The sequence below is a fragment of the Streptomyces sp. NBC_00306 genome, assembly GCF_036169555.1.
In the GTDB taxonomy this organism is placed as follows: domain Bacteria; phylum Actinomycetota; class Actinomycetes; order Streptomycetales; family Streptomycetaceae; genus Streptomyces; species Streptomyces achmelvichensis.
Map to the genome: position 1 here is coordinate 5,736,592 of NZ_CP108032.1, position 18,659 is coordinate 5,755,250.

An 18,659-nucleotide genomic window follows, 5' to 3' on the forward strand; every position below is an offset into this window, starting at 1 on the left:
GCACACCAAGGAGATATTCCAGTGGCCGAGCTGTTCTACGACGACGATGCCGACCTGTCCATCATCCAGAACCGCAAGGTCGCGGTCATCGGCTACGGCAGCCAGGGCCACGCCCACGCGCTGTCGCTCCGTGACTCGGGCGTCGACGTCCGCGTCGGTCTGCACGAGGGCTCCAAGTCCAAGGCCAAGGCCGAGGAGCAGGGCCTGCGCGTGGTGACGCCGGCCGAGGCCGCCGCCGAGGCCGACGTCATCATGATCCTCGTCCCGGACCCCATCCAGGCCCAGGTCTACGAGGAGTCCATCAAGGACAACCTCAAGGACGGCGACGCGCTCTTCTTCGGCCACGGCCTGAACATCCGCTACGGCTTCATCAAGCCGCCGGCCGGTGTCGACGTCGCCATGGTCGCCCCGAAGGGCCCGGGTCACCTGGTCCGCCGTCAGTACGAGGAGGGCCGCGGCGTTCCGTGTATCGCCGCCGTCGAGCAGGACGCCACGGGCAAGGGCTTCGAGCTGGCGCTGTCGTACGCCAAGGGCATCGGCGGCACCCGCGCCGGTGTCATCAAGACGACCTTCACCGAGGAGACCGAGACCGACCTCTTCGGCGAGCAGGCCGTTCTCTGCGGCGGTGCGTCCGCGCTCGTCAAGGCGGGCTTCGAGACCCTGACCGAGGCGGGCTACCAGCCGGAGATCGCGTACTTCGAGTGCCTCCACGAGCTGAAGCTGATCGTGGACCTCATGTACGAGGGCGGCCTGGAGAAGATGCGCTGGTCGGTCTCCGAGACCGCCGAGTGGGGCGACTACATCACCGGCCCGCGGATCATCAACGACCAGACCAAGGCCGAGATGAAGAAGGTTCTCGCCGAGATCCAGGACGGCACCTTCGCCAAGAACTGGATGGACGAGTACCACGGCGGTCTGAAGAAGTACAACGAGTACAAGAAGGCCGACAGCGAGTCGCTGCTGGAGACCACCGGCAAGGAGCTGCGCAAGCTCATGAGCTGGGTCGACAACGACGAGGCGTGAGCCGCGGACGGGGGCCGGGACAACAGAGTCCCGGCCCCCGTCGCACACCCCGCCGCGGTCCGGCCGCTGCTCCATTCCGGCTGACCACGGACGGGTGATCCTGCCTCGGAGGCGTAAGACCTGCGCCGAAGCACCACTACACTTCTCAACACATACGCGTCAGGCCCACAGTGTCGTGCGTCTTCCACGCGGCTTGCCCCTCCACCGCCTGCGGCCGTCGGGACGGCCGCTCTCCCCCGTAGCGCGTGGCGCACGGGCGGGGGCCCCATGGACTTGTGAGGACACACGTGAGCTCGAAACCTGTCGTACTCATCGCTGAAGAGCTGTCGCCCGCCACCGTCGACGCGCTGGGCCCGGACTTCGAGATCCGGCACTGCAACGGCGCCGACCGCGCGGAGCTGATCCCCGCCATCGCCGATGTGGACGCGATTCTCGTCCGTTCCGCCACCAAGGTGGACGCCGAGGCCATCGCCGCGGCCCGGAAGCTGCGCGTCGTCGCGCGCGCCGGCGTCGGACTGGACAACGTCGACGTCTCCGCCGCCACCAAGGCCGGCGTGATGGTCGTCAACGCGCCGACGTCCAACATCGTCACCGCGGCAGAGCTCGCCTGCGGTCTGCTGGTCGCCACGGCCCGCAACATCCCGCAGGCCAACACCGCCCTGAAGAACGGCGAGTGGAAGCGGTCCAAGTACACAGGTGTCGAGCTCAGCGAGAAGACCCTCGGCGTCGTCGGCCTCGGCCGCATCGGCGTGCTGGTCGCGCAGCGGATGTCCGCCTTCGGCATGAAGATCGTCGCGTACGACCCCTACGTCCAGCCCGCGCGGGCCGCGCAGATGGGTGTCAAGCTCCTCTCGCTCGACGAGCTGCTCGAGGTCTCGGACTTCATCACCGTCCACCTGCCGAAGACCCCCGAGACCCTCGGTCTCATCGGTGACGAGGCGCTGCACAAGGTCAAGCCGACCGTCCGCATCGTCAATGCCGCGCGCGGCGGGATCGTCGACGAGGAGGCGCTGTACTCGGCGCTCAAGGAGGGCCGCGTCGCCGGTGCCGGCCTCGATGTGTACGCCAAGGAGCCCTGCACCGACTCCCCGCTCTTCGAGCTGGACGAGGTCGTCTGCACCCCGCACCTCGGCGCCTCCACCGACGAGGCACAGGAGAAGGCCGGCGTCTCGGTCGCCCGCTCCGTGCGTCTCGCGCTCGCCGGTGAACTCGTCCCGGACGCGGTCAACGTCCAGGGCGGCGTGATCGCCGAGGACGTCAAGCCCGGTCTGCCGCTGGCCGAGCGCCTCGGCCGGATCTTCACCGCGCTCGCGGGCGAGGTCGCGGTCCGTCTCGACGTCGAGGTCTACGGCGAGATCACCCAGCACGACGTCAAGGTGCTGGAACTGTCCGCGCTCAAGGGTGTCTTCGAGGACGTCGTCGACGAGACCGTCAGCTACGTCAACGCCCCGCTGTTCGCGCAGGAGCGCGGTGTCGAGGTGCGCCTGACGACCAGCTCCGAGTCGCCGGACCACCGCAACGTCGTCACCGTCCGCGGCACCCTGTCGGGCGGCGAGGAGGTCGCGGTCTCCGGCACGCTGGCCGGTCCCAAGCACCTCCAGAAGATCGTCGCGATCGGTGACCACGACATCGACCTGGCGCTCGCCGACCACATGGTCGTCCTGCGCTACGACGACCGCCCCGGTGTCGTCGGCACCGTCGGCCGGATCCTCGGCGAGGCCGGACTGAACATCGCGGGCATGCAGGTGTCGCGTGCGGAGGAGGGCGGCGAGGCGCTCGTCGTGCTCACCGTGGACGACACCGTGCCGCAGCAGGTGCTGACCGAGATCGCGGACGAGATCGGCGCTGTCTCGGCCCGTTCGGTGAACCTCACCGACTGACCGCCTGTCGTTGTACGCCGAAGGGCCCGGCTCACCGGAGTGAGCCGGGCCCTTCGCGTTGCTCCGTGTCAGCGGGCGCCGGCCGGGCCGTCCCGTCCCGGGTCGTGTGCCGCTCGCACCGTCTGCGGGGGAGTGGCGTTCCGCAGCAGGGTGGCGGCCAGGACCGCGGCCGCGACCAGCACGACGGCCGCGCCGACGGCCGCGAGCTGCATGCCGTGGACGAAGGCGTCGCGGGCCACCGCCAGCACCGATTCGCCGAGCCTGCCCGGCAGTTGACCGGCGACGGCGGCCGCCCCGCCCAGCGTCTCGCGGACCGCGTCCACCCGGTGGCGGATCCCGAGAAGGCCCGGGTGGCGGGCCTGTTCTACCAGGCGCCACTGGCCGGCGTGATGATCCAGTGGCTGGTGGACCCGGACACCGCCTCGTCCGCCGACGACCTGACGAACGGGCTGCGGGCCGTGATGGAGGACCGCGGCTGACGGCGTTTCACCAGCGGTCAGGGGGCGGGCGGCCGGGACTCCTGCAGGTTCCGCGAAAGTGTGCGCCGCCGACGCGGGGTTCAGGCGTAGCGGTCGAAAAGAGCCTGAAGGTACCCCTCCAGCCGTCTGGTCAGCACCGTGGAGGTCAGATCGGCACGGCCCAGCTCCCGCCAGGGGGCAGCAAGCTTCTCGGCGTCCGGAGCGTAGGCCAGGGCGTCCAGCAGTCGCCAGTAGAGATGGGCGGCGCGGTCTTCGGACAGCCTGCCTCCTGCCGCTGCGTACAGGTCGGCGAAGCGCATGCCCTCGGGCACCCCGTGCAGCAACGCGAGGGCCGTCGAACAGTGGGCCACGTCCAGGTCGGCCGGTCCCCAAGAGGTTTCCACCCAGTCGACGACACCGCTGATCCGCAGACTGTTGCCGTCGCCCGCGAAGAGGACATTGCCGGGATGGAAGTCTCGGTGCAGAAAGCAGGCCTGGTAGTCCGGGGGCTCGCGGCGGATCACGTCCGCAGCCCATTGCCACAGGTCGGGCTGCTGCGTGTCTTCGGGCACGGTCACCCGGTCAGGAGCAGTCCACGCCTGGTAGGTGCGAGGCCGGTCCTCTTCGGTCACCGACAGCCGGTGGATGCGCTGCAACTGGCCGGCCAGAAGTTCGGCGCGCCGGCCGGCCCCCGCGTCTCCCAGGCGGACGCTGCCGGGCAGCAAGGACATCAGCAAGGAGGGGTGGTCGCAGAACTGCGCCGTCGCATCCACGGCAATCAGCGTGGCCGCAGGCACATTCGTTCCGCCCAGCAGGCGCAGAACAGCTGCCTTGCGGGTGAGCAACCCCTCCGCATGGCGGACGAAGAAGGGCTTGACGAACGACCGCAGAGCCAGCGAGCGTCTGCCGCTCGGCCCACAGATGTCCAGACGGCGCATCTCCGACGTCCAACCGCCACGCAGTCTCACAACCCCTGCGATGTGCTCCGACCCGGACAGCCTCTTCTCCACCCAAGCGCGCGTCGCGCCCCAGCCCTGGCCATCAGGATCTGCGCCGGTGTGCACCATCTCCTCGCCCGCAACCATGGCAGCAGGTTATCCACGTCATCGGCGGACGGTCCCTTGGCCCGGAGCGTCGGTGATCTGGAAGCCAAGAAGCCAACTGCCTTGTCGACGCCTGGGACTTGGCTGATGGATCGGGCGAGCCCGCACGCGGAAGTGCTCGAACGGTGCCCATGATCACGCGGAAGTGCTCACGAAACTGCGGATCCCGGACCTCCCTGGAGCCGCGCCGCCTTGAGCGCCATGTGGAGCAGCAGGCGGTCCTCGCCCTGTGAGAGGTCGAGGCCGGTGAGCTGTTCGACGCGGGAGAGACGGTAGTAGAGCGTCTGCCGGTGGATGCCGAGCGCGGACGCCGTGCGGCTCGCCTGGCCCGCGCAGTCGAGGAACTCCTCTGCGGTATGGGCCAGTTCGGTGTGGGAGCCGGTCAACAGGGCGGCGACCACGGGGTCGTGGGCCGTCTCCGCGGGCAGCGCCGTCAGCATGCGGTACGGGCCGATCTCCGACCACTGCGCGACCGGCCCGAGACGGGGTTGGGCCCGGGCGGCCCGGGCGGCCGAAGTCGCCTCCTGCCAGGCCGCGTTGAGGCCGGTGAGCCCCTGGCGGGCACGAGCGATCCCGACGGTCGCGGTACCGGCCGCCGCGAGCAGCCGTTCGGCAACGGCGAGTGCGGGGGCGGGCGACTCGGCGGTCCGCAGTCGCACCAGGGCGGCGAGCCGGGCGCCCGCCTCGGCGGACGCCGGGGCCGGGAGCGCGCCGGACCGGGGCACCGTGGACACGGCCGCCACCCCCGGCAGGGAGCGCGGCGCGGGCGCGTCCTCGGCCGGCCAGGGCGACACGCACACCACCGCGTGCGGGCCCTCCGGGCCCGGACCGCTCCCGAGCGCCGTGCGCAGGTCCGCGACCGCCATGTCGTAGTGCCAGTCGCGCTCCGCCGTCAGCACCGCACGGAACTCCCGCGACAGGTCCGCGCCCGCACGCTCCTCGTCCGCCAGCAGGGTGCCGATGCGTTCGGTGACCTCCATGGCCGCCGACAGCTGCGCGGGGGTCGGGCCCGGCGTGGCGTCGAGCAGCCAGACGTAACCCAGCACGATGCCCCGATGGCGTACGGGCAGGCAGATCCTGTCCCGGAACACCCCCGCATCGGGGGAGGCCGGGATGCGGACCGGACCGGTCGCCCGGGTGATGCCGAAGCCCTCGAACCAGGCGCGGACAGCGGGTGTCGACTTGCGGGTGAGGATCGAACGGGTCCTGACCGGGTCCATCGCGGTGTCGTCGTCGCTGTCGTGCGCACCGAAGGCGATCAGCCCGAAATCGCGGTTCTCCAGCGTCGCCGGAACGGCCAGCAGCGCCGAGATCTCGTCCACGAGTTCCTGGTAGTCGCCCTTCATGCCGATATTCTGGCACGCCCTTCAGACATATGTATGAGATCGCGGACACGGATGCGTGACAGCTGTCGATGGCAGACGATCGGAGCGATCCTTAGGTTTCACGGTGGTTCTTCGTGCCGTTCCGGATCCGTTCACCGCGGGCCGAGCCGGCCCTGTCCGTACTCTCCGTGGAGGTCCCCGTGCTGGGTCCCGTGATCCTCGCCGCGTCGCGCAGCGACAAGATGCGCCGCGTCGTTTCGGCCGCCCCGGTCACCAAGCCCGTGGTGAACCGCTTCATCGCCGGCGAGTCGGTCCGCGAGACGATCCCCGTCGTCCAGGACACGGCCGACCGCGGTCTCGAGGTCACGCTGGACGTCCTCGGCGAGGACATCACCGACCCGACCGAGGCGCTGCGCGCCCGGGACGCCTACCTGGAGCTCATCGAGGCGCTGAAGCCGCTCGGCCTCGGCACCCGCGCCGAGATGTCGGTGAAGCTGTCCTCCTTCGGCCAGGCGCTCCCCGGGGGCCACGACCTCGCCCTGAAGAACGTCACCCCCGTCGTCGAGGCCGCCGCCGAGATCGGCACCACGGTGACGCTCGACATGGAGGACCACACCACCGTCGACTCGACCCTGGCCATCCACGCCGATCTGCGGGAGCGCTTCCCGGGAACCGGTGCGGTCGTCCAGTCGTACCTCTTCCGTACGGAGGACGACTGCCGGGCCCTCGCGGATGCGGGCTCGCGCGTGCGGCTGGTCAAGGGCGCCTACAAGGAGCCCGCGTCCGTCGCGTACCAGGACAAGGCCGAGGTCGACAAGGCGTACATCCGCTGCCTGAAGATCCTGATGGAGGGTGAGGGCTATCCGATGGTCGGGTCCCACGACCCGCGGATCATCTCCATCAGCCAGGAGCTCGCCCGCCGGGCCGGCCGCAAGCTCGACGACTACGAGTTCCAGATGCTGTTCGGCATCCGGGAGGCGGAGCAGCACCGGCTGGCCGCCGAGGGTCACCGGATGCGTGTCTACATCGCCTACGGCACCGACTGGTACGGATACTTCATGCGCCGCCTCGCGGAGCGCCCCGCCAACCTGGCGTTCTTCCTGCGTTCGCTGGTCAGCCGCGGCTGAACCCCCCAACTGACCTACTGATTAAGGAGATTCGGCACCCATGGACGCTGTGACCAAGGTCCCCGCGCCGGTCAACGAGCCGGTCCACTCCTATGCGCCGGGCACCCCCGAGCGCTCCCGCCTGGAGGCCAAGCTCAAGGAGCTGGCCGAGAACCCGATCGACCTGCCGATGACCATCGGCGGTGTGCGTCGGATGGGCGGTGGCGAGCGGGTCGACGTCGTCCAGCCGCACAACCACAAGGCGGTCATCGGCACCTTCGCCGCCGCCACCCAGCAGGACGCGCAGGACGCCGTGGACGCCGCGCTCGCGGCCGCGCCGGCGTGGCGCGCGATGTCCTTCGACGACCGTGCCGCGATCATCCTGCGCGCCGCCGAGCTGCTGGCCGGCCCGTGGCGCGAGACGCTCGCCGCCTCCACGATGCTGGGCCAGTCCAAGACGGCGCAGCAGGCGGAGATCGACACCCCCTGTGAGCTCGTCGACTTCTGGCGCTTCAACGTCTCCTACGCCCGTGACCTGCTGGCCGAGCAGCCGCCCGCCAACTCTCCGGGCGTGTGGAACCGGCTGGACCACCGGCCGCTCGAGGGCTTCGTCTACGCGATCACGCCCTTCAACTTCACCGCGATCGCCGGCAACCTGCCCACCGCCCCCGCGCTGATGGGCAATGTGGTCGTGTGGAAGCCGTCCCCGACGCAGACCCACGCCGCCGTGCTGCTGATGCAGCTGCTGGAGGAGGCGGGCCTGCCCAAGGGCGTCATCAACCTGGTGACCGGCGACGGCACCGCCGTCTCCGAGGTGGCGCTGAACCACCCCGAGCTGGCCGGCATCCACTTCACCGGCTCGACCAAGACCTTCCAGCACCTGTGGAAGACGGTCGGCAACAACATCGAGAAGTACCGTTCCTACCCGCGCATCGTCGGTGAGACGGGCGGCAAGGACTTCGTCGTCGCCCACCCGAGCGCCGACCGCGCCGTGCTGAAGACCGCGCTGACCCGTGGCTCCTTCGAGTTCCAGGGCCAGAAGTGCTCGGCCTCCTCGCGTGCGTACATCCCCGCCTCCATCTGGAACTCCGGCTTCAAGGAGGAGTTCGCGGCCGAGGTCGACGGCATCAAGATGGGTGACGTCACCGATCTGACGAACTTCATCGGCGCCGTCATCGACGAGCGTGCTTTCGCCAAGAACAAGGCCGCGATCGACCGGGCCAAGGCCGACGACAGCTGCACCATCGTCGCCGGCGGCACCTACGACGACTCGGTGGGCTACTTCGTCCGCCCGACAGTCGTCGAGTGCTCGGACCCCGCGAGCGAGGTCTTCACCACCGAGTACTTCGGTCCGTTCCTCGCGGTCCACGTCTACGAGGACGACCAGTACGAGGCCATGCTGGAGCAGATGGAGTCGGTGTCGGCCTACGCGCTGACGGGTGCGGTCATCGCCAACGACCGCGCGGCCGCCGCTCACGCGATGGAGAAGCTGCGGTACGCCGCGGGCAACTTCTACATCAACGACAAGTCGACCGGCGCGGTCGTCGGCCAGCAGCCCTTCGGCGGCGGCCGGGCCTCCGGCACCAACGACAAGGCCGGTGCCCCGCAGAACCTGATGCGCTGGACGCTGACCCGCGCCATCAAGGAGACGCTGGTCGCGCCGACCGAGTACGGCTACCCGCACATGGGCTGACGGTTTCCGTCGCCCCCAGCACTCCGCCCCCGTCCCGGCCCCCACGCCGGCACGGGGGCGGCTTCAATGTGCGCCCTCGGTTCTGGGACTTGCTCGAAGACCGGGTAGGACCGGATCGGAAGACCGGGTCGGAAGACCGGGTCCGAGGACCCGGTCCGGGCCTGGAATCGGCGAACCTCAGACCTTCCGCCAGCGGGCCATCGCGAACGAGAAGACGCCGAACAGTGCCAGTCCGATGGCGATCACGGCCAGCAGCCACGGCCCCACCGGGGTGTCGGCGAAGGAGCGGAGAGCGTCGTCGAAGCCCTTGGCCTTGTCCGGTTCGTAGTCGACGGCGGCCCGTACGACGAACACACCGATCGCCGTGAAGAGGGCGCCGCGCGCGGCGCCGCCGCCCACGCCGGTGACATCGACGAGCTGACGGGTCCTGCGGGACATCTCGCCGAGCTTGAGATGCTTGTGGTACTTCCGCATGGCGGCCCGGGCGCCGACCCAGATACCGGCGACGGCTATGCCGACTCCGCCGATGCCCACGAGCCACTGGCCCGCGGGCAGTTCGAGCGCCCGCGCGGTGATGTCCTGCGACTGCTGGTCCGAGGACCCACCGCCTCCGCCGCTGCTGCGGTCGCCCGCGGCGAACGCCAGTACGGAGTAGGCGACGAAGCCGTAGAAGAGGAAACGGCCCGCCGACAGCAGCCGCTTGTGCGCCTTGTGGCCGTCGGGCCCGGCGGCTCCGAACAGCGCCTCCGACAGACGCCAGAGCGCCATCCCGACCAGCCCGATCCCCACCGCCCACAGCATCACGGACCCCATGGGCTTCTCCGACAACTCGGCGAGCGCGCCGCCGCGGTCGGCCTGCTTCCCCCCGTCACCGAAGGCGATCTGCAGGGCGAGAATGCCCACGAGCAGATAGATCACCCCGCGGGCGACGAAACCCCAGCGGGCTGCCACGTCCATGGCAGAGCTGTTCGCCGCCCGACGGGCCGTCATGTGTCCACGAAGCGTCAACGCACGTGCGTTCATCAGTGAACCTCCCGTACGCGGGTGCCCTGCGGACCTGCGTGAAAACCGGGAGGTCACCAGGCGGCCCGTCGGGAGGGGGTGTTGCGTGACGCGAGGGGAGGCCGAGCACACGCGTGGCGTGCCGCGCGTCGGTGTTCTGAGACCGCCCCGGCCCGGCCGTTCCGTGAACCCACCGCACGGGGCGGTGGGTTCACCGGAGCCGGCCAGGGTCCGTCGTTCGCCGGCCTGATCCGAACGACGGACCCTATGCGCCCGAGGCGGTGTTCCCTTCGGCGTCCTCCGCCAGCCGCTTGATCGCCGCCAGCCGGGAGTCCCACTCGGACGCCACCCGGTTCATCCAGCGGGCCGTGACGTTCAGCCGCGCGGGCAGGACCGTGTAGCGCGCCTCGCGGCCCTCCCGGTGGCCGGCGACGAGGCCGGCCCGGGTGAGGACCGCGAGGTGCTTGACGATCGCCTGCCGGCTGACCGGCAGCTCCCGGGCCAGGACGGTGGCGGTCGCCTCGCCGTGGGCGGCGATCGCGTCGAGTATCCGGCGGCGGGTCGGGTCCGCCAGCGCGGACAGGACCTCCGTCACGGCATCCTGGTCGGCCTCCGTCATGCCGCGAGCTGCTCCGCGTACTTCTGGACGTTCACGACCTGCTCGCTCCAGCCCTGCGAGTGGCTCTCGTACGACGCCCCTTCCTTCCTGTCCTCGGGGATGACCAGCTCGGCGAAGCCGGTCTCCACCACGCGCAGATGGGTGCCGTCGCCCTCGGGGGTGAGAGTGAACTCGACGAGCGTGGAGTTGCCCTCCACCGCCTGCTCGCCCGGGTACGCGCTCGCCCACCGGTAGGAGAAGTGGTTCGGCGGGTCGACCGTGACGATGGTCGTCGGGAACTGTCCCCATTCGCCGTGGTCCAGGTGCATGGTGCCGCCCGGGCGCAGGTCGACGGGCGTCGGACTGCCCTGCCCGAACCAGCTGCCGACGTGCTCCGGCTCCGTGAGTACCGCCCATACCCGCTCGACGGGCGCCGCGATGCTGATCTCTCGTTCGATCCGGTTCTCGGTCATGGCTTCCACCTCCGGTTCATCCATGACGTGCTACTCAATGGTTGCACGTCATGGTGGATGGTGCAACCCATCGGTTGCGCGTCGCCTCGGCGGTGCCGGGTGGGTGCTTCGGGAAGCGGCATGCCTCGCATCGCGATGTCCGCACCCGATCCCGCGGTTCCGCCGCTTCGTCGCCGTCGGACGCCCGCTGACCGGATCACCGCCAGCCGGAGACGATCAGGGACAGGGCGAGGGTGAACCCGCCGCCCAGCACCACCAGATACGAGCCGTAGAACCGCCGGTACCGGCGCAGCAGCAGCCCCAGCGCGGCGCAGACCAGGCCCACCGTCAGCGTGCGCGAGCCGCGGGCCGCAGCCGCCGACGTCAGCCACGAGCCGGGCGGTACGTCCGCGCGCCCGCCCTCCGCGGCGTACACCTTGAACGGGATGCCGTTCCACGGCTGGTGCCGCACCGCGTCCGCGGATTCGAGCGAGAGCTCCTGGCGCACCTGCGCCCGCATCCGTTCCGTCGTCAGAGGTGTGGGCATCTGCACCCCCGCGCCCGCCAGTTGGAGCGCCAGCAGCGAGCCCGCCAGGCTGCCGGCGAGCGCGCCCACCGAGAGACGGAGGGCCGCCCGCGGGACCGCCACGCAGGCGACCGCCAGCAGCAGTTCCGGCATCAGCGGCCAGCTCAGCGCTTCGGCGAAGGCCCACAGGAACGCGATCGGCAGCCCCCAGCGCGAGGTCATCTGGGCCGCCACCCGCCTGCGCGAACGGGAGTCCCGCAGCGACTCGGCGTTCGTCCGCCCGTGCAGCGCGGCCACCGCCGCCCGTGCCTCCTCCGGGGTGACCCGGGACGGCAGGGGCGCCCCGATCCGCACGCGCACCAGCGACGAACGCAGCCGCCCGTGTTTGGGCAGCAGCCGGTCCGTGCCCGCGATGCCGACCGGCACCACCGGCACACCCGCGCTCTCGGCGAGCACCAGCGCTCCGCGGTGGAAGGAACCGACGCCGCCGTCGCCGCGGGTGCCCTCGGGGAAGAGGACGACCGCGCGTCCGGCCCGCAACGCGCCGGCCGTCGCGAGGAGATCGTCCATACCGCCGCCGGTGCGGCGGACCGGGAAGCCGGCCGCGAGGCGGCGGCAGACCCTGCTCCGCCACGGCGAGGCGAACCAGTAGTCGGCCGCGGCGCCGATGGCGGGCCTGTGCCGGGAGTCGAGCACGGCCAGCAGAGCTGCCGTGTCGGCGTGCGAGGAGTGGTTGGCGACGACGACACAGCCGCCGCGCGGCAGGTGGCCGCGGCGCTCCACCCCGCCCGTCAGCGTCAGGACGCACCGCCACAGGGCGCGTCGGAGCAGTGCGGCCGCACGGGAGGTGGCCGGTGCGGGGTGAGACGCCGGGGCGCCGGGGCGAGCGCTGTCGTGTACGACGGGGGTCCGCCGGCTGGTCCGGGGGAGCCGTCGCACGGCACCCCTGTGGCCGCGCCGCGGCCGGACCCGGGCCCGCAGCGCCGCGGGCGAGGCTGTCGCGTGCCCTGCGGCACGAGCCCTTGCCGTCACGCCGTCACCACCATCGCGAGCAGGAGCGCCGGGAGCAGCGAGTCGATCCGGTCCAGCAGTCCGCCGAACCCCGGGAGCCAGCTGCCGGCGTCCTTCACCCCCGCCTCCCGCTTGACCATGGACTCCAGAAGATCGCCGAGTACGCACCCCGTCAGCACCGCCGCCCACAGCAGGGCCGAGAACGACCCGACCGCCAGCAGGGCGAGGGCGGTCGCCGCACCGGCACCCAGGACGCCCGCCCAGGTCTTGTTGGGGGAGAGGGGGGACAGGGGTGCGGCGAGCGGGCCGCGCCGCCCCAGCGCCGTACCGCCGCACCAGGCCCCCACGTCGCCGAGCGCCACGGCCAGGCCCACCGCCACCGCCGTCTCGCCGAGCGTCACCAGACCGGTCAGGGCGACCGGAATCCACAGAAGTCCGAACACGGTCCGTGAGGCGCGGGTGAAGCCCGCGGCGTGGTCCCCGGCGAGCAGCGGCGGCAGCGCGGCCACCACCAGCAGCAGCGCGGCGGACCGGAGATCGAGCGCCCGCGGCAGCAGCCAGGCGAGCCCGGGCAGGACGACGGAGGCGGCCACGAGCACCGCGTGATCGGCGCGCCTCAGCCCCGCCATCCGTACGTACTCGCCGGCCGCGATCACGCCGAGCGCGGCGGCCAGCGCGAACGCCCCGGCCGCGCCGAGGAACAGCGCGCCCAGGAATACGGGCGCGGCAAGGGCCCAGGTCCGCCAGCGCCGCCGCAGTTCGGCCCGCATCCGCACCCGGGACGGCAGAGCGGCGACCGCCAGGCCACCGGCCCCGAGAGCACCCGCGACCAACGGCACCGCCCGGCCCACCGCTTCTCCCGCCACTACGACCGCGCTCATGCGAGTTCCTTCCGGAGCCACCCGAGCCGGATCAGCGCGGTGAGCGCGGAACCGGCGGCGATGACGATCAGTACGGGCGTCGCCCAGCCCGTCGCGGCGGCGACGGCCACCAGGAGGCAGCGTTCGGTCTTGCCGACCGGGCCGCCGTTGCGGCGCGGAGCACCCGCGGCCGCGCCCGCCAGAGACACCCAGGACGGCAGCGTCGCGGCCAGCGCGGCCACGGCCACCAGCCACAGCGGCGCCAGGGTGAGGAATCCGGCGAGGAGCACCAAGTCGGCTGCCCGGTCGCCGAGTTCGTTGATGACCGCGCCGCGCCGGGTGGTACGGCCGGTGTCCCGGGCCAGTGCACCGTCGAGGTTGGCGAAGCCGAGCCGGGCCGCGAGGAGCACGGCGACCGGAAGGACGGCGAGAGGTGCGGGCAGCCAGGCGAGCGCCCCGGCCGCGCCGGCGGCGCACAGCACACCGGCCGCCGTCAGGGTGTCCGGCGACACCTCACGACGGGCGAGCGCGCCACGGACCCCGGAGAGCCGGGCCGCGTACCAGGGCTTGAGAGCGTAGAGGCCGTTCATGGGGCCAACTGTCGTCCCGGAGCCGGGCCTTCACCACGAGCCGCGTACTCAAATCGCCCTGAGTATCCGCCGGGGGATCCCGTGGGCGGTGCGGTCTCCGGGGCGAGGGGGGACCCGGACCCGGTGTCCCCGGCCGAGCACTTCTCCGCTCCTGGAAGCTGCCATGTGTGGTGATCTTCGGCCGTCGGGCCGTGCACGTGCGGCGGACCGTCAAAGGCCCGGGCGGACGCTCCTGACCAGGTGAAACACCGTGCGGTGCGCGCTTTTGGCGATGCCTCCGGAGGACTCGTTCCATGATCGCCGTCTCATATAGTAGGAAGTCCGACTACTTGTAGAGACAGGAGCGCGTACCTGTCCTAGCTTTGTAGAAGCCGAACGTCTCGCTCGATCCAGCGAATGGCGGCAGTGAGCTCGTGCCCCCGGCAGGTAACCCCTGCGGCACGCTCCCCGCCCTCCGGCGCCTCGAAATCTTTCCGATCTCAAGGAGTCGATCATCATGCGCGCTGCGACCGCCCGCCGAGTCCGTCACACCTCCCGCACCAGCGAGTCCGACCGCAAGAACGCAGCCGCCGCGCTGCAGCGGGCCCTGGACCGCCGCGACAACGGTGGCTCCACCGGCCACTGAGCTCTCCCGCTCCGCCATGACTCCACCATCGTCCAGATGGTGGACGTCATGTGTCATGTGCTGGGACGGCGAGTAGGGTGCCGACATGTCTCGCAGCATCAATCTCGCAGTGATCCCCGGTGACGGCATCGGCCAGGAAGTCGTGGCCCAGGGCCTGAAAGTCCTGTCCGCCGTCCTTCCCCAGGACGTGAAGCTGGAGACCAAGGAGTACGACCTCGGCGCCCAGCGATGGCACCGCACAGGGGAGACCCTCCCCGACGCGGAGCTGGAGTCGCTCAAGAACCACGACGCGATCCTGCTGGGCGCCATCGGCGACCCGTCGGTGCCGTCCGGTGTGCTCGAGCGCGGTCTCCTGCTGAAGCTGCGGTTCGCCTTCGACCACTACGTCAACCTGCGGCCGTCGAAGCTCTTCCCGAACACGACGACGCCGCTGGCCGGCCGCCCGGACATCGACTTCGTCGTCGTCCGCGAGGGGACCGAGGGTCCGTACACCGGCAACGGCGGTTCCCTGCGCACCGGTACGCCCGCCGAGGTCGCCACCGAGGTCAGCCTGAACACCGCGTACGGCGTGGAGCGCGTCGTCCGCGACGCCTTCGCGCGGGCCGCCGCCCGCCCCCGCAAGAAGCTGACGCTGGTCCACAAGAACAACGTCCTCGTCTACGCCGGCCACCTGTGGAAGAACATCTTCGACCGGGTCGCCCGGGAGTACCCCGACGTCACCACGGACTATCTGCACGTCGACGCCGCGACGATCTTCTTCGTCACCCAGCCGGAGCGCTTCGACGTCATCGTCACCGACAACCTCTTCGGTGACATCCTCACCGACCTCGCCGCCGCCGTGTCCGGTGGCATCGGCCTGGCCGCCTCCGGCAACATCAACCCGACGGGCGATTTCCCGTCGATGTTCGAGCCCGTCCACGGCTCGGCGCCCGACATCGCGGGCACCGGCAAGGCCGACCCGACGGCCACGATCCTCTCCGTCGCCCTTCTGCTGCGTCACCTCGGCTTCGAGCCGGAGGCCGGGCGCATCGAGGAGGCCGTCTCCGCCGACCTCGCGGGACGCGACGGCACGTTCCGCACGACGGACGAGATCGGCGACACGCTCGCGGTACGCGTAGCGGGCTGACCCGAAGCTTCCACCAAGCCGCCGGGTCGCACACGCGCCCGGCGGCTTCTCCTGTGCGGCTCCCGGGTGCCACCATCAACCCCGGACCGCTTTCACCCCGTTTCATGCACGCGCCGGCCCGAGCCATAATCGAACCGGGCCGGCGCATGCGGGAATGCTCGGACGTCCTAGCAGCTGTAGCGGCGTGAGCGCGGTCCGTCACAACCAACGGTGAAGGACACTGCACTCATGACGACGCCCACGATCGAGCTCAAGCCCTCCTCGTACCCCCTGTCCGACGCGGAGCGCAAGGCGATCCTGGCCAACCCCGGTTTCGGCCGCCACTTCACCGATCACATGGTGACGATCAAGTGGACGGAGGGCCGTGGCTGGCACGACGCGCAGCTCACCCCGTACGCGCCGCTGTCGATCGACCCGGCCAACATGACGCTGCACTACGCGCAGGAGATCTTCGAGGGCCTGAAGGCCTACCGCCGGCCCGACGGTTCGGTCGCCACGTTCCGCCCGGACGCCAACGCCCGGCGCTTCCAGAGCTCGGCCCGCCGTCTCGCCATGCCCGAACTGCCGGTCGAGACGTTCATCGAGGCCTGTGACGTCCTGGTCCAGCAGGACAACGCATGGGTCCCGGAGCACGGCGGCGAGGCCTCGCTCTACCTGCGGCCCTTCATGATCGCCACCGAGGTCGGTCTGGGCGTGAAGCCCGCCAACGAGTATCTGTTCCTCGTGATCGCCTCCCCGGCCGGCGCCTACTTCCCCGGTGGGGTCAAGCCCGTCTCCGTCTGGCTCTCCGAGAACTACGTCCGCGCCGTCCCCGGCGGCATGGGCTTCGCGAAGACCGGCGGCAACTACGCCGCCTCGCTGCTCGCCCAGGCCGAGGCCGCCGCCAAGGGCTGCGACCAGGTCGTCTGGCTCGACGCCGTCGAGCACAAGTGGGTCGAGGAGATGGGCGGCATGAACCTGTACTTCGTGTACGGGAACAAGATCGTCACGCCCGAGCTCAACGGCTCGCTCCTCGCCGGTGTGACCCGCGACACGCTGCTCACCCTCGCCGAGGACCTCGGATACGAGTCCGTGGAGGGCCGTATCTCGACCGAGCAGTGGCGGCGTGACACCGAGAACGGCACCCTGACCGAGGTCTTCGCCTGCGGCACGGCCGCGGTGATCACTCCGGTCGGCACCGTCAAGTGCGAGAGCGGCGAGTGGACGCAGGCGGGCGGTGAGCCGGGCGAGCTGACGATGAAGCTGCGCGGTGCGCTGCTGGACATCCAGCGCGGCATCACGCCCGACAAGCACGGCTGGATGCACGAACTCGCCTGACCCGCTCAGTACTTCACCTGGCACCCTGCCCCCGTTCCCGCCGTCCGGCATCGGCGAGGATGGGGGCATGGGTGCACCGGAGCGGGACCGTGAACTGGCCGAGGCCGTACGACTGCGCGAGCAGGGGAGCGCCGAGGAGGCCCGGCGGATACTGCTGCGCCTCGCCGAACGGCTGCCCGTCGATGCGGAGATCGCCTACCAGACCGCCTGGGTGCACGATGTGCTCGGCCTGGAGGCGGAGGCGGTTGCGCACTACGAGCGCGCCCTCGCCGGCGACGGTCTGCCGGACAGCGACCGCTGCGACGCCCTGCTGGGCCTCGGCAGCACCTACCGGGTGCTCGGCCGGTACGAGGACGCGGAGCGGACCCTGCGGCGCGGGACCGAGGAGTTTCCCGCGCACGGCGGTCTGCGCGCCTTTCTCGCGATGGCGCTGTTCAACACCGGCAGCCACGAGGAGTCCGTCCGGCTGCTGCTCGAACTCCTCGCCGCCACCAGCGAGGACCCCTCGGTGCGCAGGTTCCGGCGGGCGATCGACGCCTACGCCAAGGACTTGACCGGCACCGTCCCGTAGGACCGCAGCGTAAGCGCGGTGTACGTCAGCCCGCCCACCGCGCCCGACAGGACGAAGCTGCAGTCCACGCCGCCGGTCAGCGCGAGCAGCGGACCCTCGTAGAGCGGGGTGGACACCGCGCACAGCCCGGCGGCCGCGCCGACGGCCCAGCTCACGGTGGCACGCGGGTGCCAGCCCGCCCGGAACCAGTAGATCCCGCCGCGGGGCCGCCGGTTGTAGACCTGGAGGGCCTCCGGGTCGTAGACACCGCCGCAGCGCAGGTGCGCGATCATCGTGATCACCGCCCAGGGTGTGCCGATCGCGGTCAGCAGCAGCACGAACGACGTCATCGCCGACTGGGCGTTCCAGGCGAAGTGGCCGACGAAGACGAAGCCGGTCGCGATCACGGCGACGACCAGCGTGGCCCGGGTCCGGGTGGCACGCGGCAGGATCGCGTCCAGGTCGAGGCCCATGGAGTAGAGCATCAGTCCCGCGTTGCCGACCGATCCCGCGGTGGCGGCGAGCAGCAGCGGGACCAGGTACCAGGCGGGTGACGCGGTGACCAGCGGTCCGGCGTAGTCCAGCGCGGCGCGGGCGGCGAGCGCGGTGTAGGTGCCGAACAGCTGCGGGACCAGCAGTCCCGCGAACAGCCCGAGACAGGTGGCGCGCAGCACGCGGCGCGGGCTGTGCCGTTGCGGCGAGATGTAGCGGGTGTAGTCGCCGAGCAGGGTGATGAACGCGATCGGGCCGCTCAGCCCCGCCGCCACCGCGGACAGCAGCCATGTCGGCCAGAACGAGCCGAGCACATACGGGGTGCCGGGCGGGGCGATCTTGGTCGCGTCGGGTGCGTACGCGAGCAGGCCGAGCAGGAGGAGCGCCGTCATGCCGACGGCGAGGATCCGGCTCATGCGCAGCAGCAGCCGGTAGCCGTACACGGCGCCGACGACGGTACAGCCGGCGAGCAGGGCGTAGACGAGGGCGTGGGCGGCCGCGCCCGTCGGCACTCCGGCGATCCGGGACAGCGTGCCCAGCATCACGTCGCCGCCGATCCACAGGGTGAGGGCGGTGTAGCCGAGGGAGAGCAGCAGACCGACGACCGAGCCGACGAGCCGGCCGCGTACCCCGAAGGCCGCGCCGCTGGACGTCGACAGATTGGTGGCGGTGCGCAGCGAGACGAGGGCGAGCGGGGCGGTGACCGCCACGCCGACGGCCGTGCCGGCCACGACCGAGGTGACGGCCGGCCACAGGCCGAGGCCGAAGGAGACCGGCAGCCAGCCGAAGACGATCACGCCCAGGCAGAGGTTCGACCCCAGCAGGATCGAGACGAGGTCGCGCGGGGTGCTGGTGCGCTCCTGCTCCGGGATGGTGTCGACCCCGCGTTGTTCCATCGGCATACGGCTGCCCCTGACGCTCG

General features: G+C 71.1%; 19 protein-coding genes. 9 read left to right on the forward strand and 10 right to left on the reverse strand.

Annotated elements, in window-relative coordinates; all coding sequences use genetic code 11:
- Nucleotides 1-21 precede the first annotated feature (21 nt).
- Together ilvC and serA are read left to right on the forward strand one after the other, a co-directional pair.
- Nucleotides 22-1,023, forward strand: a complete 1,002-nt coding sequence (ilvC, locus tag OHA05_RS25710) for a ketol-acid reductoisomerase (protein ID WP_313943920.1) — start codon at nucleotides 22-24, stop codon at nucleotides 1,021-1,023.
- Nucleotides 1,024-1,310: 287 nt separating this feature from the next.
- Nucleotides 1,311-2,903: a phosphoglycerate dehydrogenase gene (gene serA, locus OHA05_RS25715; protein ID WP_313943919.1), complete on the forward strand. Its 1,593-nt coding sequence runs from the start codon at nucleotides 1,311-1,313 to the stop codon at nucleotides 2,901-2,903.
- Between the two features lie 68 nt (nucleotides 2,904-2,971).
- Here the strand turns inward: serA and OHA05_RS25720 are convergent, their stop codons facing one another.
- Nucleotides 2,972-3,226 carry a hypothetical protein gene (locus OHA05_RS25720; protein ID WP_313943918.1) on the reverse strand — a complete coding sequence of 85 codons (255 nt, stop codon included), beginning with the start codon at nucleotides 3,224-3,226 and terminating at the stop codon, nucleotides 2,972-2,974.
- Between the two features lie 3 nt (nucleotides 3,227-3,229).
- Here OHA05_RS25720 and OHA05_RS25725 point away from each other — a divergent pair, with 3 nt between their 5' ends.
- Entirely contained in the window at nucleotides 3,230-3,382 is a 153-nt protein-coding gene (locus OHA05_RS25725) for a hypothetical protein (protein WP_313943917.1), read from the forward strand.
- 80 nt (nucleotides 3,383-3,462) lie between these two features.
- On the opposite strand, the gene OHA05_RS25730 is transcribed toward OHA05_RS25725, so the two are convergent.
- Nucleotides 3,463-4,428, reverse strand: coding sequence for a phosphotransferase family protein (locus tag OHA05_RS25730; RefSeq protein ID WP_328861827.1), 966 nt, complete (start codon nucleotides 4,426-4,428; stop codon nucleotides 3,463-3,465).
- Nucleotides 4,429-4,613: 185 nt separating this feature from the next.
- Nucleotides 4,614-5,810: a PucR family transcriptional regulator gene (locus tag OHA05_RS25735; protein ID WP_328861828.1), complete on the reverse strand. Its 1,197-nt coding sequence runs from the start codon at nucleotides 5,808-5,810 to the stop codon at nucleotides 4,614-4,616.
- A 179-nt stretch (nucleotides 5,811-5,989) separates the two neighbouring features.
- On the opposite strand from OHA05_RS25735, the gene OHA05_RS25740 reads away from it, so the two are divergent.
- Together OHA05_RS25740 and pruA are read left to right on the forward strand one after the other, a co-directional pair.
- Nucleotides 5,990-6,916: a proline dehydrogenase family protein gene (locus OHA05_RS25740; RefSeq protein ID WP_328863458.1), complete on the forward strand. Its 927-nt coding sequence runs from the start codon at nucleotides 5,990-5,992 to the stop codon at nucleotides 6,914-6,916.
- Between the two features lie 40 nt (nucleotides 6,917-6,956).
- The gene (gene pruA / locus OHA05_RS25745) at nucleotides 6,957-8,588 is read left to right on the forward strand and encodes an L-glutamate gamma-semialdehyde dehydrogenase (protein WP_328861829.1); all 1,632 of its coding nucleotides are present in this window, start codon (nucleotides 6,957-6,959) and stop codon (nucleotides 8,586-8,588) included.
- 177 nt (nucleotides 8,589-8,765) lie between these two features.
- Here pruA and OHA05_RS25750 read toward each other — a convergent pair whose 3' ends face one another.
- The 6 genes from OHA05_RS25750 to OHA05_RS25775 all read right to left on the reverse strand — a co-directional run bounded on the left by OHA05_RS25750 (nucleotide 8,766) and on the right by OHA05_RS25775 (nucleotide 13,627).
- Nucleotides 8,766-9,611 carry a DUF1206 domain-containing protein gene (locus OHA05_RS25750; protein WP_328861830.1) on the reverse strand — a complete coding sequence of 282 codons (846 nt, stop codon included), beginning with the start codon at nucleotides 9,609-9,611 and terminating at the stop codon, nucleotides 8,766-8,768.
- A 244-nt stretch (nucleotides 9,612-9,855) separates the two neighbouring features.
- The gene (locus OHA05_RS25755; RefSeq protein ID WP_328861831.1) at nucleotides 9,856-10,209 is read right to left on the reverse strand and encodes an ArsR/SmtB family transcription factor; all 354 of its coding nucleotides are present in this window, start codon (nucleotides 10,207-10,209) and stop codon (nucleotides 9,856-9,858) included.
- A complete protein-coding gene (locus tag OHA05_RS25760; RefSeq protein WP_313943911.1) occupies nucleotides 10,206-10,661 on the reverse strand; it encodes an SRPBCC family protein in 456 nt (151 codons plus the stop codon). Before OHA05_RS25760 ends, OHA05_RS25755 begins: the two co-directional genes overlap by 4 nt.
- Nucleotides 10,662-10,857: 196 nt before the next feature.
- The gene (locus tag OHA05_RS25765) at nucleotides 10,858-11,997 is read right to left on the reverse strand and encodes a lysophospholipid acyltransferase family protein (RefSeq protein ID WP_443043846.1); all 1,140 of its coding nucleotides are present in this window, start codon (nucleotides 11,995-11,997) and stop codon (nucleotides 10,858-10,860) included.
- A gap of 197 nt (nucleotides 11,998-12,194) precedes the next feature.
- Nucleotides 12,195-13,058 carry a phosphatidate cytidylyltransferase gene (locus OHA05_RS25770; protein WP_313943909.1) on the reverse strand — a complete coding sequence of 288 codons (864 nt, stop codon included), beginning with the start codon at nucleotides 13,056-13,058 and terminating at the stop codon, nucleotides 12,195-12,197.
- Nucleotides 13,055-13,627 carry a CDP-alcohol phosphatidyltransferase family protein gene (locus tag OHA05_RS25775; RefSeq protein ID WP_328861833.1) on the reverse strand — a complete coding sequence of 191 codons (573 nt, stop codon included), beginning with the start codon at nucleotides 13,625-13,627 and terminating at the stop codon, nucleotides 13,055-13,057. Before OHA05_RS25775 ends, OHA05_RS25770 begins: the two co-directional genes overlap by 4 nt.
- Nucleotides 13,628-14,123: 496 nt before the next feature.
- On the opposite strand from OHA05_RS25775, the gene OHA05_RS25780 reads away from it, so the two are divergent.
- The 4 genes from OHA05_RS25780 to OHA05_RS25795 all read left to right on the forward strand — a co-directional run bounded on the left by OHA05_RS25780 (nucleotide 14,124) and on the right by OHA05_RS25795 (nucleotide 17,266).
- Nucleotides 14,124-14,252, forward strand: a complete 129-nt coding sequence (locus OHA05_RS25780; protein ID WP_313943907.1) for a hypothetical protein — start codon at nucleotides 14,124-14,126, stop codon at nucleotides 14,250-14,252.
- 85 nt (nucleotides 14,253-14,337) lie between these two features.
- Nucleotides 14,338-15,378, forward strand: coding sequence for a 3-isopropylmalate dehydrogenase (locus OHA05_RS25785; RefSeq protein WP_313943906.1), 1,041 nt, complete (start codon nucleotides 14,338-14,340; stop codon nucleotides 15,376-15,378).
- A gap of 228 nt (nucleotides 15,379-15,606) precedes the next feature.
- Nucleotides 15,607-16,695: a branched-chain amino acid aminotransferase gene (locus OHA05_RS25790; RefSeq protein ID WP_313943905.1), complete on the forward strand. Its 1,089-nt coding sequence runs from the start codon at nucleotides 15,607-15,609 to the stop codon at nucleotides 16,693-16,695.
- Nucleotides 16,696-16,762: 67 nt separating this feature from the next.
- Entirely contained in the window at nucleotides 16,763-17,266 is a 504-nt protein-coding gene (locus tag OHA05_RS25795) for a tetratricopeptide repeat protein (RefSeq protein WP_328861834.1), read from the forward strand.
- Here OHA05_RS25795 and OHA05_RS25800 read toward each other — a convergent pair.
- Nucleotides 17,233-18,639 (reverse strand): cytosine permease, encoded by a 1,407-nt coding sequence (locus OHA05_RS25800; RefSeq protein WP_328861835.1) that lies wholly within the window; start codon nucleotides 18,637-18,639, stop codon nucleotides 17,233-17,235. The two genes, OHA05_RS25795 and OHA05_RS25800, sit on opposite strands and share 34 nt — an antisense overlap.
- Between the last annotated feature and the right edge of the window lie 20 nt (nucleotides 18,640-18,659).